This window comes from Planctomycetia bacterium, from assembly GCA_016795155.1.
Taxonomy (GTDB): Bacteria; Planctomycetota; Planctomycetia; order Gemmatales; family HRBIN36; genus JAEUIE01.
Window position 1 is genome coordinate 15,314 of sequence record JAEUIE010000028.1, and the last position, 18,748, is coordinate 34,061.

Genomic DNA, 18,748 nt, shown 5'->3' on the forward strand with positions numbered 1-18,748 from the left:
TGTTAGCGATTACTTGCGAGCGCCTTCGACACTGATGAGCAGCCAAACGCTGTCTTCGAGCATTTCAGGCATGAACTTGATGCCGAAGTCGCTACGCTTGATGGTGAAGTTAGCTTCAAAGCCCTGTCGGTAATCCTTGAAAGGCGATTCGCCTTCTCCGGTTTTGGTCAGGGTGAAGGTGACGGGTTTGGTAACGCCGCACATGGTCAGGTCGCCAGTTACTTCAAACTTGCCACCTTCGACCGCTTTAACGCTGGTACTCTTGAAGGTGCTGGTAGGAAATTGCTTCACGTTGAAGAAATCTGGCCCTTTGAGATGCTTGTCGCGATCTGCACTGTTGGTATCGATGCTGTCCGTCTTTATTTCTACAGTCAGCGTGCTCTTACTGGCATCCGCAGAATCAATCAGGAAACTGCCTGAAATCTGGTTGAAACGGCCATAGGTATAGGAAACATTCAAATGCTTGATGCGAAACATCACGCTTGAATGAATATTATCTACCGCGTATGGATTAAGCACAGCATCGGTTGCCGGGATAGGGGAAAGTAACAGCGAAGTCAATAATGCAATCATCTCTAACCTCCTGAGTAATGTTGCTGACAGGACCATTCCTGCAACAACCTGAACAAACTATTCTGATCGAATGGCTTCCAGCAAATCGATCAGTGCCTGCAATTGCGATGCACTGAGCATCTTCAATTGTTCCTGGTGTTTTTTTCGAATTGGCTGATCCAGACTATCCAGCAGTTTCAAGCCTTTCGCTGTGATTCGCGTGGTGACGACTCGACGATCAACTGTGGAGCGTTCCCGTTTTGCCAGGCCGGTTTTCTCCAGACGATCGAGCAGCCTGGTCAGATCAGGATCGTACGCGACCATTTGTTCTGCAATGTCATTGCAGGAAACGCCAGCCTCGCCATGCCCGCGCAGAATACGGAGTACGTTATACTGGCTGCCGGTTATCCCCTTTTCCTTCATCAGGTTGATGAAAGATCGGGAAAGATGCTCTGCCGTCCGCATGATGTTGAGGTACACTTCCTCTTCGATCAGGTCGAACGGCTTCTTTTTGCATAACTCAACCTGTAATTTACCAGCCATACAGGTATATTATTCGTTATGAGGAATATTGTCAAGAGGAGTATTATTGCGATGCCGTGGAGCACGATTGTATCGTGCTATGCTCTCTGCATCGGAAATTCCTTTCACGATGCAATCGTGACCCACGATCTACCGAACGATCGAATCCCACAACCAGCCTCGAGTGGCTGCAGCAACTGTGAGGATCAAGCCGGTCATCAGTAACATCATGATGTGAGACGGATGATCATTTCACCACTGGGCAACCTGACGCCAGGATCGCTGATAGCCTGGCCGGCGACGAACAGAAACGGGCAAGCCGTTCGACCAGCGCTGCAGAGCGCGATGGGAATCTTTCCACGCTTCACGCCCAGCAAACCAGTCTTGCCATCTTCGGTAGCTTCGAAAGTGATTTGAAAGCCAAGTCCATCGACATAAAACTGCCGGGCTGTTGCAAGGTAATCGACAGGAAGTATGGGGACGGCACGTTCCAAATCTTGCTCCGGAACAGACACTAGACCACTCGATCAATATGCTCAAGGCTCAGAACACGATCCAGCCGATCAGAGAGGAAGTCCAAAAGTGGAGGCAATGTATCTGTCCATTGAACCTTGGTTTGTGCTTTTCTGCGGTAAACTTTAAGCATGCCGATATCGGTTTTGAACGTTCGCAATGGCCTCAAGTCAATGATCTCTTTGACTCCATCTGGCAATGGTTCACCTAATAGTCTGATCGAGCAATAACCTTTTGGTCGTAGTGACAAAATGCCACTGCAACCATCTATACAAATGCTCTGTCCACCACCGTAACTTTTTGGATAACCTTCAATCTGATAGGAATAGTCAAACTGCAGCAACTCGTAATCTCGTTGAATGGCTTTGAGTAATTCGGAAGCCGCTGCAAATAGCTCATTGCCCTTGCGATAAACCAGTGATCCTTTCGGGATTCCACCAGCAACAGTATAATTCTCAAACACACCAAACGCTTTGGTGAAAGCTCGCCCTTCTACAAATCCCGGTCCTGCCGTCAACATCCAATCACGATGGGTGATTTGAATACGATGGGAAACATCGCCATCACGAATGATCGTTGCTGAATCCGAGGACATACATTTCTTCACATTATGGTGGTTAGGTTCTTAACACTGTTACACATGTCGCTAATCTGAACACCCTTCTGCCAAGGAAGATGGGAGAACGAAACTCTTATTCTGTTAGACGTTCTTCTCCACCAACGCTTTCATCTTGCTGAGTCCCTTTTCGAAATCTTTGCCAATCATTTTGTCCATGTTCATCATCATGCAGAAGATTTTTCCGGCGAAGCTATTGTTCCCCACCATGCCCCAGACGAGTTTGGTTCCGCCTGCAACGGGTTCCAGTTCGTAGATGCCTTGATTCTTTGCTGCGAAAGGTTTGATGAATTCGAGATCGATCACGACTTTCTTATCGGGCACCACTTCCTTGATTTCCATTTTACCCTGTCCGACTTTGTTGTTGCCTTCCCAGGCATACTTGGCGCCAACGCCTTTTTCGCTGCCTGAATGGGTTCGACTCATGTTGGGATCGAGCTCCTCCCAGGGTGACCAATCCATCCAGCGACGAAAATCGGTCAGCACTTCCATGATTCTGCCGGGTGGCGCTTTCATCTCCATGCTTCGTTCAACGCGAAACTGATTAGGCTGCATGGCCGCCAGGATCAGCAGCAAGACAATCAGACCAAGAATGATTCCGAGAATAATCCAGACGATAGTCATGTGATGTTCCCCTTAACTGATACCAGTAGCTCTTAAATCTTAGAACCATTCAAGTGAAACTTTGATTAACACTATTTGAAGCGGTTTAGATGCGGTATTTCAAGCAAAATCGCAGGTTCAGCTTTACACACAACAACATAAGATCATATCAAATAATGACTTATGTCGTTTCGAGGAGAGGCGTATGGTTTGAATCCTTGTGATATACATTAATCCTTCAAAAATTCCCTAGCCCCAACTTCTTGCGCCATCGGTACCTTCGGCACAATCGTTGCCAACTTCCAAGTTAATCCTTGAACATGGCACTTCGTCAAGTTAAGATGCCAACCCTCAGTCCTACTGAGGTTCAGAAAAGAACCGTTTCGGAAGACTCGCCGATATCGATGAGTCAGGGAAAAACCTTTGCATGGATGCAACTAATGTTGCTGTACACTTTATTGCTTGAACGAAGGACGTTACGATAAAGAGAGGCCATAGGAAGTGGTCATCTCGTTATCGATTCGTCCTTTTTGTCATTATGGCAAAGGATAAGCCACATGAAAATCAGTCGCCGCTACACCACCGCCGGGCAGGATCCCTATTCCGCGATCAAGTTCACTCCGCGGACCAGCCGGATCACCAACCCCGATGGTTCAGTCGTCTTCGAGATGAAGGATATCCTCATCCCGGAAGGCTGGTCGCAGGTAGCGGTCGATGTCATTGCCCAGAAGTATTTCCGCAAAGCCGGCGTTCCTCAAACTCTCGAAAAAGTTCCGGAGGCTGGCATTCCCGCCTGGCTGCAGCGATCTCAACCTGTTGATGGCAAAATCGACGGCGTGGGCTACGAAACAGATTCCAGACAGGTCTTCAGTCGCATGGCCGGTTGTTGGACCTACTGGGGCTGGAAGGGTGGCTACTTCGGCAACAACGAAAGCGACGCCCGTGCTTTCTACGACGAGCTGTGTTACATGCTCGCCATGCAGATGGCTGCACCTAACAGCCCACAGTGGTTCAACACCGGCCTGCACTGGGCCTATGGCATCGAAGGCCCGGCACAAGGCCATTCCTACGTGGAGCCAAGCACCGGCAAGCTGACCAAAGCCACCAGTGCCTACGAACGTTGCCAGCCTCACGCCTGCTTCATCCAGAGCGTCAGCGACGACCTGGTGAATGATGGCGGCATCATGGATTTGTGGGTACGCGAAGCGCGTATTTTCAAATATGGCTCCGGCACCGGTTCCAATTTCTCCATGCTGCGCGGCGAAGGGGAGACACTCTCCGGTGGCGGCAAATCATCTGGCCTCATGAGCTTCCTGCGCATTGGTGACCGCGCTGCTGGCGCGATCAAATCGGGTGGCACTACACGTCGCGCAGCCAAGATGGTGGTTCTCGATCTCGATCACCCCGATATTGAAGCCTTCATCAACTGGAAGGTGATTGAAGAACAAAAAGTTGCCTCGCTGGTCGCAGGCTCCAAGATTACCAAGCGTTCGCTCAAGAACATTCTTGCTGCCTGCCAACCTGCAGCAGCGGGCAATGTCAAAGACCGTTTCGACCCGGCACAGAACCCGGCACTCAAGAAAGCCATGGTCGAAGCCAAGCGTAACTGCGTGGCCATGAACTATGTGCAGCGCACCATCCAGCTTGCCAGGCAGGGTGTCACGGGCATGGAGTTTGTCGAGTATGATACCGACTGGAACAGCGAAGCTTACAACACGGTAGCAGGGCAGAACAGCAACAATTCTGTTCGCATCACCAACGAGTTTATGCAGTCTGTAATCAACGATTCGATGTGGAATCTGTATGGCAGAGTGGAAAGGGAAAAAGCGAAGAAGGAACACCGCGACCCCAAGCCGAAGAAATCGCTCAAGGCAAGGGAACTGTGGAGTGAAATCTGTGAAGCTGCCTGGGCCTGTGCCGACCCGGGCGTGCAATACGACACCACCATCAATGAATGGCACACGTGTCCGGTCGATGGGCGGATTAACGCGAGTAATCCATGTAGCGAATATATGTTCCTCGACGACACCGCCTGCAACCTGGCGTCGTTGAACTTGATGACCTTCTTCAAGAACGACAAGTTCGATATCGCCAGCTATCGCCATGCGACTCGTCTGTGGACCATCGTGCTCGAAATCTCGGTCTACATGGCCCAGTTCCCCAGCGATCCGATCGCTCAGAAATCGTACGACTACCGCACCCTCGGTTTGGGCTACGCCAATCTTGGCACCCTCCTGATGGTGCAAGGTATTCCCTACGATTCCGAAAAAGGCCGGGCGATAGCTGGTGCCGTCACCGCGATTCTGCATTGCCACAGCTATGCCACCAGTGCTGAAATGGCAGCGGAAGTCGGACCGTTCCCCCGCTATGCCCCCAATAAGGATGCGATGCTTCGCGTCATTCGCAACCACCGCCGGGCTGCCTATACCAACATGCAGGATTATGAAGGCCTCACTGTAAAGCCAGTGCCTCTCGATTCTTCCCATTGCCCCAGCGATCTGCTGGCTTCTGCCCGCGAAGATGCTGACCGCATGGTTGCTCTTGGCGAAAAGCATGGTTTCCGCAATGCCCAGGTCACTGTTATCGCCCCAACGGGGACAATTGGCCTCGTCATGGATTGTGATACCACCGGTGTCGAACCCGACTTCGCCCTGGTGAAGTTCAAGAAACTGGCCGGCGGTGGCTACTTCAAGATCATCAACTCTTCGGTGCCCCAGGCCCTCGAACACCTTGGCTACACGGAAGACCAGATCAAGAGCATCGAACGTTATTGCCGTGGTGCTGGCACTCTCGATGGTTGTCCGCATATCAACCTGAACACTCTGAAGGCCAAGGGCTTCAGCGACGAACTCATCGCCACCATCCAGAAGATGCTGCCCAGTGTGTTCGAGTTGCGTTTCGCGTTCACCCGCTGGACGCTGACTGATGACTTCCTCAAGGGCGCGCTCGGCTTCACCCAGGCTCAGCTCGATAACCCCACTTTCGACGTCCTCTCCGCTCTCGGCTTCACCAAAGCCCAGATCGAAGAAGCCAACGATTATGTCTGTGGCACCATGATGCTCGAAGGGGCTCCGCACCTGAAAGCGGAACACTACGCCGTCTTCGATTGTGCCAACCGCTGCGGCAAGAAGGGCCAGCGCTACATCGCTTACGAAGCCCACATCCGCATGATGGCTGCCGTGCAACCATTCATCAGCGGCGCGATCAGCAAGACGATCAACATGCCTCAGGATGCCCTGGTAGAAGATGTCAATAATGCTTACATGATGAGCTGGAAGCTGGCACTCAAGGCTAACGCCCTCTACCGCGATGGCAGCAAGCTGAGCCAGCCGCTCAACACCAGCAGCGACGATCTGGAAGAAGCTGAAGCCGAGGTTACACCCGAACCGATGGCCGCTGCGATGAAAGTCGCCGAGCGAGCCGTGCAGCGTTACGCGATGCGTCGTCGCCTGCCCGATCGCCGGGCTGGCTACATTCAGAAATCAAACATCGGCAACCACAAGGTTTACCTCACCACGGGTGAATACCCCGACGGCACGCTGGGCGAAATCTTCATCACCATGCACAAGGAAGGCGCTGCCTTCCGCAGCTTGATGAACTGCTTCGCTGTCGCCATCAGCATCGGCCTGCAGCACGGCGTGCCGCTGGAAGAATTCTGCGATGCCTTCCTCTTTACCCGCTTTGAGCCGAACGGCATGGTGCAGGGCAACCCGCACATCCGCATGACCACGTCGATCATCGACTACATCTTCCGCGAGCTGGCCATCACCTACCTGGGCCGCCACGATCTGGCCCATGTACAAACCGCTGATTCAGAAGACCTCCGCAGCGATGCCATCGGCGGCGGTGCTCTAGAAGGCGCGGGCATGACCAAAGCCGCCGCCGTCGCCACGGGCACGGTGCCGCAGCGTCCAACAGCTTTTGAACGTCCCCGTACTGGTCGCCTGAATCCTGTTGGCAATGGCAACGGCCACAACCCGGTTGCAGAAACCCGCGCGAAAGTGGGCGTCGTCAGCGACAAGAAAGCCCAGCAAGCCGAGAAAGTCCGCGTCGCCCGTTTAAAAGGCTACGAAGGCGACCCCTGCCCCGAATGCGGCTCGATGACCATGGTAAGAAACGGCACCTGTTTGAAGTGCGATAGCTGCGGGAGTACGAGCGGGTGTAGTTAGAGTAAATTCCATTTAGCCACCGGCTCTTCAAGCCGGTGGCGGGTTCGCGCGGAGTATGGAGAAACAACAACGATTCCCGAAAGGTTGGAACGCAGAGCGAGTAGCAAAACTGCTAGCAGTAGAAGAGCAATTGGCTGCCGATGATGCGACTGTTGCGAAAGAAGAGTAGACGATGGTGGCAGTGCCGAATCGATTGTTGCCTGCTGTAAGGAAATTGCCTGTTGACAGTACGAAGTGACAAAAGGCTATCAGACTTACCAAGCCATCAGCCGGTACCCGTTTGCTCTCGACATGTGGTTCGGAAGGCTCAAGGCTGGAGATGATCTGGCTCCGATTCTCGCTGCTAATCAGCACTACACAATGCAGCGGTTACACAATAGATTCCTCGTGGTGCGCGTACTGGCAGGGTGCATCATGATGAGGGAAAATCATGATTGTCTGGAGTATCAGACTCAAGAGACTTTGGGGCGTCTTGCTTGAATTCCTGTGAACACTTCGGCTGAGAAATTAGAAAAGTGCATTAGAGTTACACAAACCAACCCACAAGGCACTGTACTTCAACAGTTCTGATGGTTATATTTGATTACTGCATGCCGCCTGCTGACTGGTGAATAGTTTCGATGATGCGTAAAACCTCAAGTGCCCGAGGTGAATAGCCAGTCAGCGCACCCAGAGTGTGTCGCGATGTTTCCGTAAGGTCGTCTTGAGAAGTTTTCGATGAAGGATCAGCCAGTTAAACCGATGCCGGATACCGTGGTTGATCCAGCAATTCTGCATGGATCAACACGGGAAGGCACGGCTGACAACCAGTTGAAAACTGCCACCTCTTCGCAGGAAATTGTTCAGGCTGAAACTGCCACCCAGGCCAGCAGCGATTTCAAGCCTGCAGTATCGCCACTGCCGCTCCGCCGGTCCGAAATACTTTCCATTCCCGGCTACGAGAACTTTACCGAACTGGGTATTGGCGGCATGGGCGTGGTCTATCGTGCCCGGCATATCATGCTCCAGCGTGATGTAGCAGTCAAGATGATCAAGTCCGGCGAGTTTGCCGGTCAGCATGAACTACAGCGATTCCTGCACGAAGCCCGCATCATTGCCAGGCTGCGGCATCCAAACATCGTCCAGGTCTATGAAGCCGGTATCAGTAACAACAGCCCCTACCTGGTGCTTGAATACATGGAAGGTGGTTCGCTGGCCAAGCAACTGCGACATCGGCAGTGGACGATACCGGAAGCAGTTGCCCTGGTGGAAAAGCTTGCCTTGGGAATGCAATGCGCCCACAAGGAAGGTGTCATCCATCGCGATTTGAAACCTGACAATGTGCTACTTACACCTGAAGGCGAGCCTAAGATTGCTGACTTCGGTTTGGCCAAGCACGATCAGAGCGGACAAACGCAAACGGGTGTCGCGCTGGGCACGCCCAGTTACATGGCACCCGAACAAGCTGCAGGAAAAACTCGCGATGTAGGCCCGGCAGCTGATATCTATGCGATGGGGGTGATACTGTATGAATTGATGACCGGCCAGCCGCCTCATGTAGGTGAATCGCCGTTGGATACTCTGCAGAAAGTGCTGCATGACCCGGTAGAACCGCCTTCGCAACGCAACCCTGCCGTGCCTGCAGAGCTGGATGCCATCTGCATGACAGCGTTGGCGAAACAGCCTGAAAAGCGATTTGCTTCAGCACAATCGCTTGCTGAAGCCTTGGACGATGTTCGTGCGCAGCATTTCCCGCCCAAGAGGAAGTCTGGCAGTTTGCCCAGCGTCGTGGTGCAACGAAAATCACCGATCGCGTGGAAGCCACTTGTCTCCATAGCAGCGATAGTTGCAATCCTGGCTGTTTTGGGCTGGTACGGTTGGAACTACCCCTTCCAAAATAACAACCAAACCCTCAGCGTTCCCAGCAGCGACAAACTACCCGATCCTACCGTCCCGGCAACACCACCTGCAGTTCCCACCATAACCGCAAATCACCTGAAGCTGCCTATGGTCGAACCGCATGTAATGGCCTGGCTCGATCGGCAAGTCACATCTCTTGATCTCGCACAGAACAAGAAAAGTTATCTGTTCCGCCTGGGCAATGGCGATGAAGTGCTCATTCGACTGCAACTGGACGCTGGACGAAAAATATACTTCGATTCCATGCTTTATCGAGTGCGGGCTGACCGGACTTTCGAGTTCATTGCCGGACCACAGACCCGGATTGTCTTGCGTCAGGACAAGCTGGTGGATGGCGAGTATGGCCGCTTCAGCATGGAAGGACCGCTGGCTGACCTGATCATGGAACACAATGCACTCGGTTCGTTCCGCACCGAGAACGGAAAAACGAAAATCACCCTGCATGTCGGTCACAGCCCTGAAATGGCAAAAACCAATCGGTTGCTTGGTGAAGCCAGTGGAGAACTGCAGGTGAAACAATTCTCGCCCCTGACCAGTATCAGTGTTCAACAACCTGAATTGATCCGTGGAGATTTTCAACTGCTGTTTCAGTCTGAGAAGCCTCCAGAGTTGCGTGTACCTAATTTGCGTGTTGCATTAAACTTTGCAGAAATACGTTCCAGCTGGCTGGCGAATTTCAAGGAAGGGAAGACGTTTTCTGACATCGACATTGAAGCCAAGCTACCCGCTGATCTGAAGCCCACATTGATACCAATGCTGAGAGTTTTCGGTGTCCGCCATGTTCGCTTTTCCCAGATGCACATCACCAAAGTCGATGATCTGGCCGTAACGGTCTTACCTCCACATACTTTTTTCTTTGAGGGCAAGCTCACGTTGCAGGGAATGATCGACAAGGAATCTTTCGGATCGAAAGTAGTAAACAAGGATGTGAAGGCAGATACCGCCACAGCAGGCCTGCCCGCAGCAGTCATCAGGCAAGCCAGTAAGACGACAGACTGGCATCGTGATCCTACTGTTCCGTTTGCGATTAACGCTGACTTTGCCTTGAAACTCAGTGGCGAGTTTTTTTGGCCTGTCGATGTTAACAAACGATTCATTCTGAAACTCGAAATTCCCAAGCTGATCGCTGAACCTGCAGCAGAGAATTCGCAAAGCGCCCTGGTAGCTAAAGTGATGGAGAGTGGTGCAAAGGTGCTTCCCAAACTGCTTACTGATGGTCTGGTTTTCCCTCTTTCCAATGAATCGATTAATGCCGACTTGAATACTGTGCGTGATCTTAAAGTGCAATTAGACCAGAAGGATGGTTACTACATTTGGGAAGCAGCAGTAGTGGCGGTATTTACGAAGTGATTGATTTGCTCAATAACACATCAGGCAACGAAGTTGAAGGATTAGTCATGCCCGTTCGTTCTATTCTTCAACTTGGCAATCCACTGCTCCTTGAAAAATCGCAGCCAGTGCACGACTGTACATCAGCAATAATCCAACAGATCATCGAAGATCTCCGCGACACCCTGGCACATTTCCGCCAAATGCATGGTTACGGCCGGGGTATTGCTGCTGTACAGATTGGCGAACTGCAACGGATCATTTACATCCGCATGCAGCCAACTGGCTTTTGCGGAGCATTGATCAATCCTGTCATCACCTATGCAAGCAGTGAGACAATAACACTATGGGATGATTGCTTCAGTTTCCCTGATCTTCTGGTGCAGGTGAAACGGGCAACACGCATTACCGTCGCGTATCTGGATGAAGCAGGTCAGGCCCAGACACTGCAGGCCGAGGACGATTTGTCCGAATTGCTGCAGCATGAGATTGACCATCTCGATGGTACATTGGCCATTCTTCGAGCCATTTCTCCTTCAGCATTTGCGACGCGGGAAGAGTGGCAGAGGCGGTATCAACCAATTGACAATGTTTGAGTGTGCTTTTTTACCGCCAAGTCGCCAAGAAGCGCCAAGAAATTTACGCTTTCACTGTTCACTGATTTGCATCCCGTACCCAGACGGAAACCTTGCCGCCCAGGCAGCGGAAGTGGCCCCAGCCCTCTCTATTGGTAAGAACTGGCTCTTTGATGTGTTCCGTGACATCCTGGTATCGCGCATTCGGATGGCCGATGTCCATCCATTTTTCACCATCGTCACCATTGCTTATCAGCACAGCAAGTCCACCAGGATGGCTTGGAGTACCCAGGCGTGTCCAGCCGATGACATTGGCATGATCGAAATAGTCTTTCTGGGGGCCGTAAGCATAACCACTACGTGCAGCAAGGAATTTATTCAGCATCCATTGATGGGAAGGCAACTTGATGATGATTCCCTTGTCTTCGTATTCCGCACCGAAGTAATCGGGGTAGAAAACGCAGGGATAGCCTTCGCGGCGCAGCAGGATGAGTGCGTAGGCTAAGGGTTTGAACCAGGCCTCAACGGTTGACTGCAGCGCCTGCAGAGGTTGGGTATCGTGATTATCAACGAAGGTCACCGCCAGGATGGGCACCCGCTGCACCAGGCTGGTATCGAAGATTTTGCGAAGATCGTATTCTCGACCTCGCTGCCCTGCTGTCACAAAGTTGTAATGCAAGTTCACATCAAACAAGCTGAGTCGGCCTTCCGTGTTGGCGATGTACCAGTTCAGCGTGTCGTTGTTGGTGGTCCAGTATTCACCCACGGCAAAGAGTTCACGGCCGGTTTTCTGTTCGAGGGCATCAAGCCAATCCTGAAAGAAATCGCCCTGAATGTGTTTGATGGCATCAAGGCGGAAGCCATCCACGCCAATCTCTTCCAGCATCCACTCCCCCGAGTGTAACAGGTCCGCTTTCACTTCAGGATGATCGACATCGACGTCACTACCCATCAGGAAGTCGTAGTTGCCTTTCTCCAGTTCCACCTTGTCGGCAAAAGTTTTGTCCTTGATACGATAGATGCGATTCTCTCCAGCTTTGCGAGCATTGAAATCGACACCATCGAAATGATACCAATGGTACTGCATGGGGGAATACTTCCCTGCCCTGCCAGCATATTCGTAATGCGTGTACGACTTGATCTTTTCCGGCGGGCCTACATCGTGTGTGCGGTTGTTCTCATCAACGGGTATGGCTTCGAACTCCTCTTCCTTGTCGCCTCCCAGTTTGTGGTTAAACACAACATCAGCATAAATCTGCAACTTTACTTTTTTGGCAGCACGAATCAGGGCAAGCAGTTCATCCCTGGTGCCATACTTGGTAGGGATGCTGTTCTTCTGATTGAATTCGCCCAGGTCGTAGAGGTCATAGATGCCGTAGCCTACATCGTAGCCACCGGCAGCGCCTTTGCAGGCAGGAGGCAGCCAGAGCGCAGTGAAGCCGGCCTGAGCCAGTTGTGGCATGGCTTCCGCAAGCCGTTGCCAGTGTTTCTGATCAGCTGGTAAATACCAGTGGAAGCTCTGCAGTATCACACCATTGACTTCAACTGCTTTCTCATCGCGTTCTTTAGTACGCAGCCCCAGCCATGCAAGAACGGACTTGTGAATATCGGCATGCAATTCGGGTGTAACAGCCTTGCCGACATCACGCAGTCTTTTTCGCAGTTCGCTGAAGAAAGAGTTCATTGATCAACCGTTTTCGACTTGCTGTTGGACAGAACAAGCCGTGGATATTCTTACTTAAGGGATGTCACCCTGCCTACTGAATTGAACAACAGGCGGGTGAATCAGCGTGACGAAGGAATGTATTTCAGAATTTTTATTTCTGTGCTAACCGTTTTCGGCGACAAGTCAGAATCGCTCCTACGCCGGTGGCTGTCAATAAGAATAGGCTGCCTGGTTCGGGCACTGCTACCGCTAACTGAACATTATCGAGCCCCACTGTTTCAAAGACGCCCACCTGCGATTCGAGCATGATTTCCAGTGCTGTGACATTGCTCATTATCGATGCTAGGAAATCGGGTGTCGTGCCGAAAGACGTTGCGTTCAGAATGACTGATTGCGTTGACCAGTCTGAACCGGGCAGCCCTGGTGGGACGATGTCCGCAGAGACAAAGTTGGCGCCGTTCCGGAGAATGACGATGCCAAATGGAGCATAATCCGCGGTACCAACAATTTGCTTCACATCGAATGAAAGTGTGCCACCTTGAAAAGCTGATAAGTTACCCAGAAATGGTGCAGGTGCCATCACAAACATATCCTGCAGATCGAGATCCATCTGTTGCAGGTAGCCACCCGGGTTGCCACCCGTAGCACTGAAGGTAAGCGATCCGCCGGTGCTGGTGGTCCAGCCTTCCAGCCCGGCATCAAAGGTGCTTTGAATGGTTTGAGCTGAAACACCGAGCGGAGCGATCATCATGCAACAGAGTACCAGCAAAGTGCGACGGAACATGAAACAAACTCCTGTAAATCGAAAGTCACGTAACATGTAATCCTCATTGCATCGGGAAATGGCCAAAGTAGTTCAGAAACTGGTTGTTGACCTCTGACAATTGACAGCGACTACTGGTTGGATAACGTAGCAACAGGAAATGAGGGGAGGATTCTAATGCATTCGATTCGCTGTCTGGCTCTATTACTGTTCGTACTTTCGTCATCATCTATTGAGTTGCATGGGCAGGAGAAAATCAGAGGTCGCAACCATGAACAGTGGGCGAAGGATATCGCGAAGTTTGAAGTTCAGGACAGGGAAAACCCTCCGCCACAACAAGCCATTCTCTTCGTCGGCAGTTCGAGTATTCGTCTTTGGGATACGGGCAAGGCGTTTCCTGAGTTAAAGACTATCAACCGCGGCTTTGGTGGTTCACAGTTGAGCGACAGTATTTATTTTGCTGAGCGGATCATACTGAAGTATGAACCCCGCAGCGTGGTACTCTATGCTGGTGATAACGATCTGGCTGACAAGGTTTCACCAGAAGAACTGGCCAAGGACTTCAATCAGTTCGTGAAAATCATTCACACTAAACTGCCTGGCACAGAGATTTATTTTCTTGCCGTGAAGCCGAGCACCAAAAGGTGGGAATTGTTTGACAAGCAGAAAGAGGCAAACATGTTGATCACGACACGGTGCAGCCTGGACAAACGGCTTCACTATGTGGATACTGTCACTCCCATGCTCAACAGTGAAGGGAAACCCCGCAAAGATCTGTTGCGGGATGATGGACTGCATTTGAACGACCAAGGCTATGACGTCTGGAATAAAATGTTGAAATCACTTCTTAAATGATCTCTCAATTTCATTCCTATGAGGCTGAAAGGCATAGAAATGATCATCAATTCAACAAGAAAATGGCACATCTACTTTCTCGATCATCCAGGATTCAACTTCACGTAACCTTAATGATTGTCAGGATTTAGATATTCATTTCTTATGAAAGCATACCGACTGACTATTTCATAGTGCGATATATAGTACCATGAAGGAAGATTTGGACTATATGTGAAAATCGTAACCTATACTGTCTAATGATGGCTTTTCGTATCGAAACGCGTGCTGAACCCATTCCCGGCTATTCACTCATTGAGCGAATAGGAGGAGGAGGGTACGGAGACGTCTGGAAGTGTGAAGCGCCCGGCGGGTTGTACAAAGCCATCAAGTTTGTGTTTGGCAATCTCGAATCAACCTCAGCTGTTGGTGAAGATGCAGATACCGGCAGGGCAGAGCAGGAACTCAAATCACTGGAGCGTATCAAGCGTATTCGGCATCCGTTTATTCTCGCGCTAGATCGATACGAAATCATTGATGGCCAGTTGATGATTGTGACCGAACTGGCTGATTGCAGTCTGCATGATCGTGTCAAGGAATGTCAGCTGCAGGGGTTGCCTGGAATTCCGCAGGATGAGTTGATGGGCTACATGCTCGAAACAGCCGAAGCACTCGACTACATGACAGAGAAGCATGATCTGCTCCATCTCGATATCAAGCCGCAAAACCTGTTCCTGCTGGCCAACCACATCAAGATCGGAGACTTCGGTCTGGTGAAAGATGTCGAAGGCATGCTGGCCAACGTTACTGGCGGATTCACGACACTCTACGCTGCACCGGAATCGTTTGAAGGTTACGTCAGTCGTCATTCCGATCAATACAGCCTGGCGATTGTGTACCAGGAATTATTAACAGGCTCCAGACCATTTACGGGCAAGAATCCGAGGCAGTTATTACTGCAGCACGTACAAGGGACCCCGAATCTCGATGCGCTTCCTCCGGCCGAACGCCCCATCGTTGCCCGTGCCTTATCCAAGGCGCCCGCAGATCGATGGCCCAATTGCAAAGCCTTCGTGAAGGCACTTCAGCAGATACACCAAAGCTACTCACAAAGCGACCAGGCAACCGATACACAACTGGAACGCGAAGCACAAACGCAACCGATCAAAACACCCTCACCGTCTGATGGCAGCAACCTGGGGCAGTTAAGGAAAGTCACTGGCGATATCCGGCAGGATTTCAAACAGCGAAGTGATGCCAAACCCGATACTCAGATTGCCCATAACAGCCGGCGAATGCCCAAGCTGCAGTTACCCTCCAAAGAACAGATTGTTCTGCCTGAGTTTGATCCGAATCAGGGCATACTTCGCCCAACGATAGTTATCGGCCTTGGACAGTTCGGTCGAGCTACCATCAGCTGGATACAGCAGGAACTGATCTCCCATTATGGTCAGGACGGTCATCCGCTCTTGCACTGCATGTCACTGGATACCGATGCAACTGCTCCTGCTTCTCACCTATGCACCAAGGAATCAACTGAAGATTTGCTGTTGATGGGGCTCAACCGTCCCTCCAGATACCTTCGATCGCGCGATACCCTGCCACCGGTGGAAGACTGGCTGAACACCAACCTTCTCTATCGCATGCCACGCACACTGACCACCAGCGGCATTCGCTCGCTGGGCCGATTGGCATTCATTGAGCATTACAGTGCATTCACTGCGAAGCTGGAAAGAGATATCCAGGAACTATTGTCCCCTGAATCGATGCAGAAAGCAGTACAAAAATCCGCTGCATCGATCAGACATTCCGTTCCGCGAATAGTGATCATTACCCATCTGGGTGGTGGCACCGGCAGCGGCATGTTCCTGGATTGCGCTTACGTGGTGCGAGATACGCTCCGGAAATCAGGTATCGAAAAATCGGAAATACTTGGATTGCTTTACCTGCCTGATGCCGTGACCATGCAATCACCCGATTTGCCAGAGGCCAATGCGGTTGCAGCATTACACGAACTCTATCACTTCCAGCAGGCCGAAGTTTCCTTCCATGCCTGCTACCTTGCAAAATCCGAGCCACTGACTGAAGACAAGCCTCCTTTTGATCAGTGTCTGCTGTTTGAAACCCGCTCACTTCCACCGGCTCTCCAACAGGAGGGTTCCGATACAGCCATCTCGGTAATCCGGCAGGCAGCGGAGTGTGTTTATCGCCTCAGCCTGACATCCCTGGGCAATCTGGCTGATCCAGTACAGACTTCGAGCCAGCGTGATTTGTATCTGTCATGCGGCGTACAAGTTGCAGCGTCTCCACATCTGCCCGTGATGAATCACGCGATGAAGGTGCTCTGCAATCAGATGATTGATCACTGGTTGCGTCCCATTACCTCTCAGCAGAATGAAGCCATTCAAAAACGTATAGATGACTTCATCGAGATTGAAAAATATCATTCCGAAGGAACATTTCAGCATCTCGAAGCAGGTCTCAGAGATGCACTGGGTAAATCGGCTGATGAAAGCATCCAGGAACTGATTGAACCTTTCCAGTTGCCGATCAAGCAAAAGCTCCCAGCGTCGCAAGCTGTTCAGGAAACGCTGCAGAAAATTCTCGATATTATCGGCAATGCCAAGGGAGATGATTCCGTCTCGCACTCGGTGTTGAATCCCGTGACAGCTTGGGGCCATGCCATCAAAAATGCGGGAGAGTCGTTGACAAAACAGGCATACAAAAAATTTAGACATGCCATTTTCAGCCTGATGGATAAACCGGGCTTACGCATCGGCGCTGCAGATGTCGCTCAACGATACTTGTTCCGCTGCATGGACAAGCTCATGAACCATCATACCCGGCAAGCAAAGAAATCGCAGGAAGATTTTGCACTGGCACTGGCTTATCTTCGTGATGATGTGATGGAATACGATCGGATTCGAAACATCACTAAATTTCTCTGGCCCAGGATGCAGACACCTGCCGAACGACTGATGGCCGTGTACCGGGCGAGGTATGAATCGTTCATGCACGAACGCCTCAGCATGATCTATGAAAAACTCAAGAATATCTGTGTGACCTTTACACAGGAAATTGAGAAATGCAGAGCCAACCTGCTGTCCTTGCGTTACAGCAAGAATTCTCTTGAAGCGGATGTCCCTAAAGAACAAAGTGCTGGATCGACGACATCCTATCTGATGCCTGCCAGCATGGAATCACTGACAGATCTGGCACAGAAATACAGTAGCAGCTTTGGGGCAGAAGATCTTGAAAAGATCGACAACTTGCTCGCGCACAGCATGTCGGGCAGTTGCCCGCCACTAGGTGATGTTTACCAGATGTCGCCGGAAGCCATGCTGCAGATACGGAACCAAATACTGGGTGAGATTAAACGATTCCTGACCAAACGCGGTGTATCTATTGATGCCGCATCACTGTTCCTCGAACGATACCAGAGTGATGCCGAATTTCTGAACCGCTATCTCACTCAGGCTCAGCCTCATGTTGCATTGACGGGTGGGCATCCATGCCATGAAAATGTCGTCTGCATGGTTCCCGATTCCGACAACAGTCGGAAACTGCAGTCACTCATCAGCCAAAGCCATCCTGAAATCCAATTGTCCAATCAGTCCACCCCGGATGAGGTAGTGATCTATCGTACGCTCCGTGAGTTCCAACTGATGGAGTTGCATGTCCTGCAAGAAGCCGGCCAGCAGGCTTATCAGTCTGCCTTGCAGATTGAGAACTTTACACCTCATGCAAGGCAGGATATCAGCCACTGGTGCAGCCCCGAAGCCGAGTTGCCGAAAACCCGCAACCTGTAGTATGACAGTTGTCTAAATCGACCTTGACACGTCCTGCCGCACAGCGATACTGGAGCCTCGTTCACGACATCGGCAAGGAGGCCGAGCATGCGAACCCTGGCAGTCATTCCCGCTCGGTATGCATCCACCCGTTTACCTGCCAAGCCCCTTCTGCGTGCCACGGGTAAATACCTCATCGAGCATGTGTACGAGAGAGCCAGCCAGGCGAAGAACATTGATCATGTTGTTGTCGCCACGGATGACCAGCGCATTGCCAGCGCTGTCCGCTCGTTTGGCGGCAATGTTACCATGACTAGGGAAGACCATGTCAGTGGCACCGATCGTGTTGCAGAGGTCGCACAGTCGCTGCAGGCTGACATCATTGTCAATCTGCAAGGCGATGAACCATTGATCGAACCTGATGCTCTCAATTTCGTTGCAGATGTATTGCATCGCAATGCCCAGGCTTCCATGTCTACCCTGGCCACTCCGCTGCGTTCGCTGGAGCAGTATCATAATCCGAATTGTGTCAAAGTGGTGGTAGGTGATCTGGGCCAGGCATTGTATTTCAGCCGCAGCCCGATCCCATTTGTCCGCGACGGAGCGCCGCTGCTCGCATCTGAACCGTTTCAGTTCTTTCTCCATCTAGGTATTTATGCTTACCGGCGCGAGTTCCTGCTGAAGCTGTCCCAGAGTCCTGTTTCACCCGTGGAGCGATTGGAGAAACTGGAACAGTTGCGTGTCCTCGCCATGGGGCATCGCATCCAGGTGGGTGTCATCGCGGAAGCTTCTGCCGGTGTCGATACACCTGAGGATTACGAGAGTTTTGTTGCTCAATGGAAGCAGATGCAGCAGGAAATCAAGCTCGCTGCATAATTCATGCTCAGAAACTCAGGTAAACTGCTATCTTGTAGAGAGA

General features: G+C 51.4%; 13 protein-coding genes. 6 read left to right on the forward strand and 7 right to left on the reverse strand.

Translation table 11 applies throughout. The annotated features are described in order from the left end of the window. Positions 1-9: 9 nt before the first annotated feature. The 5 genes from JNJ77_11005 to JNJ77_11025 all read right to left on the reverse strand — a co-directional run bounded on the left by JNJ77_11005 (position 10) and on the right by JNJ77_11025 (position 2,812). Positions 10-573: a YceI family protein gene (locus JNJ77_11005; GenBank protein ID MBL8823107.1), complete on the reverse strand. Its 564-nt coding sequence runs from the start codon at positions 571-573 to the stop codon at positions 10-12. A 57-nt stretch (positions 574-630) separates the two neighbouring features. After that, positions 631-1,095: a MarR family transcriptional regulator gene (locus JNJ77_11010; GenBank protein MBL8823108.1), complete on the reverse strand. Its 465-nt coding sequence runs from the start codon at positions 1,093-1,095 to the stop codon at positions 631-633. A gap of 206 nt (positions 1,096-1,301) precedes the next feature. Next, on the reverse strand, positions 1,302-1,568 hold the full coding sequence (locus tag JNJ77_11015; protein MBL8823109.1) for a hypothetical protein: 267 nt from the start codon (positions 1,566-1,568) through the stop codon (positions 1,302-1,304). 20 nt (positions 1,569-1,588) lie between these two features. Continuing rightward, positions 1,589-2,182 carry a hypothetical protein gene (locus JNJ77_11020; GenBank protein MBL8823110.1) on the reverse strand — a complete coding sequence of 198 codons (594 nt, stop codon included), beginning with the start codon at positions 2,180-2,182 and terminating at the stop codon, positions 1,589-1,591. Positions 2,183-2,287: 105 nt separating this feature from the next. Beyond that, the gene (locus JNJ77_11025; protein ID MBL8823111.1) at positions 2,288-2,812 is read right to left on the reverse strand and encodes an SRPBCC family protein; all 525 of its coding nucleotides are present in this window, start codon (positions 2,810-2,812) and stop codon (positions 2,288-2,290) included. 551 nt (positions 2,813-3,363) lie between these two features. On the opposite strand from JNJ77_11025, the gene JNJ77_11030 reads away from it, so the two are divergent. The 3 genes from JNJ77_11030 to JNJ77_11040 all read left to right on the forward strand — a co-directional run bounded on the left by JNJ77_11030 (position 3,364) and on the right by JNJ77_11040 (position 10,799). Further along, positions 3,364-6,975 (forward strand): vitamin B12-dependent ribonucleotide reductase, encoded by a 3,612-nt coding sequence (locus tag JNJ77_11030; protein ID MBL8823112.1) that lies wholly within the window; start codon positions 3,364-3,366, stop codon positions 6,973-6,975. A 717-nt stretch (positions 6,976-7,692) separates the two neighbouring features. Continuing rightward, positions 7,693-10,224 (forward strand): serine/threonine protein kinase, encoded by a 2,532-nt coding sequence (locus JNJ77_11035; protein MBL8823113.1) that lies wholly within the window; start codon positions 7,693-7,695, stop codon positions 10,222-10,224. A 47-nt stretch (positions 10,225-10,271) separates the two neighbouring features. After that, a complete protein-coding gene (locus tag JNJ77_11040; GenBank protein ID MBL8823114.1) occupies positions 10,272-10,799 on the forward strand; it encodes a peptide deformylase in 528 nt (175 codons plus the stop codon). A 58-nt stretch (positions 10,800-10,857) separates the two neighbouring features. On the opposite strand, the gene JNJ77_11045 is transcribed toward JNJ77_11040, so the two are convergent. Together JNJ77_11045 and JNJ77_11050 are read right to left on the reverse strand one after the other, a co-directional pair. Beyond that, on the reverse strand, positions 10,858-12,462 hold the full coding sequence (locus tag JNJ77_11045) for an alpha-amylase (protein ID MBL8823115.1): 1,605 nt from the start codon (positions 12,460-12,462) through the stop codon (positions 10,858-10,860). Positions 12,463-12,595: 133 nt separating this feature from the next. Next, on the reverse strand, positions 12,596-13,228 hold the full coding sequence (locus JNJ77_11050) for a PEP-CTERM sorting domain-containing protein (protein MBL8823116.1): 633 nt from the start codon (positions 13,226-13,228) through the stop codon (positions 12,596-12,598). Positions 13,229-13,384: 156 nt separating this feature from the next. Here JNJ77_11050 and JNJ77_11055 point away from each other — a divergent pair, with 156 nt between their 5' ends. The 3 genes from JNJ77_11055 to kdsB all read left to right on the forward strand — a co-directional run bounded on the left by JNJ77_11055 (position 13,385) and on the right by kdsB (position 18,705). Continuing rightward, positions 13,385-14,062 (forward strand): hypothetical protein, encoded by a 678-nt coding sequence (locus JNJ77_11055; GenBank protein MBL8823117.1) that lies wholly within the window; start codon positions 13,385-13,387, stop codon positions 14,060-14,062. Between the two features lie 239 nt (positions 14,063-14,301). Beyond that, positions 14,302-17,850: a protein kinase gene (locus JNJ77_11060; protein MBL8823118.1), complete on the forward strand. Its 3,549-nt coding sequence runs from the start codon at positions 14,302-14,304 to the stop codon at positions 17,848-17,850. An 87-nt stretch (positions 17,851-17,937) separates the two neighbouring features. After that, positions 17,938-18,705 (forward strand): 3-deoxy-manno-octulosonate cytidylyltransferase, encoded by a 768-nt coding sequence (gene kdsB, locus JNJ77_11065; protein MBL8823119.1) that lies wholly within the window; start codon positions 17,938-17,940, stop codon positions 18,703-18,705. The last annotated feature ends 43 nt before the right edge of the window (positions 18,706-18,748 follow it).

Coding starts and splice junctions, on each gene's coding strand:
- JNJ77_11005 (MBL8823107.1), bottom strand. CDS start 573: ATGATTGCATTATTGACTTCGCTGTTACTTTCCCCTATCCCGGCAACC.
- JNJ77_11010 (MBL8823108.1), bottom strand. CDS start 1,095: ATGGCTGGTAAATTACAGGTTGAGTTATGCAAAAAGAAGCCGTTCGAC.
- JNJ77_11020 (MBL8823110.1), bottom strand. CDS start 2,182: ATGTCCTCGGATTCAGCAACGATCATTCGTGATGGCGATGTTTCCCAT.
- JNJ77_11030 (MBL8823112.1), top strand. CDS start 3,364: ATGAAAATCAGTCGCCGCTACACCACCGCCGGGCAGGATCCCTATTCC.
- JNJ77_11035 (MBL8823113.1), top strand. CDS start 7,693: ATGAAGGATCAGCCAGTTAAACCGATGCCGGATACCGTGGTTGATCCA.
- JNJ77_11040 (MBL8823114.1), top strand. CDS start 10,272: ATGCCCGTTCGTTCTATTCTTCAACTTGGCAATCCACTGCTCCTTGAA.
- JNJ77_11045 (MBL8823115.1), bottom strand. CDS start 12,462: ATGAACTCTTTCTTCAGCGAACTGCGAAAAAGACTGCGTGATGTCGGC.
- JNJ77_11050 (MBL8823116.1), bottom strand. CDS start 13,228: ATGTTCCGTCGCACTTTGCTGGTACTCTGTTGCATGATGATCGCTCCG.
- JNJ77_11055 (MBL8823117.1), top strand. CDS start 13,385: ATGCATTCGATTCGCTGTCTGGCTCTATTACTGTTCGTACTTTCGTCA.
- JNJ77_11060 (MBL8823118.1), top strand. CDS start 14,302: ATGATGGCTTTTCGTATCGAAACGCGTGCTGAACCCATTCCCGGCTAT.
- kdsB (MBL8823119.1), top strand. CDS start 17,938: ATGCGAACCCTGGCAGTCATTCCCGCTCGGTATGCATCCACCCGTTTA.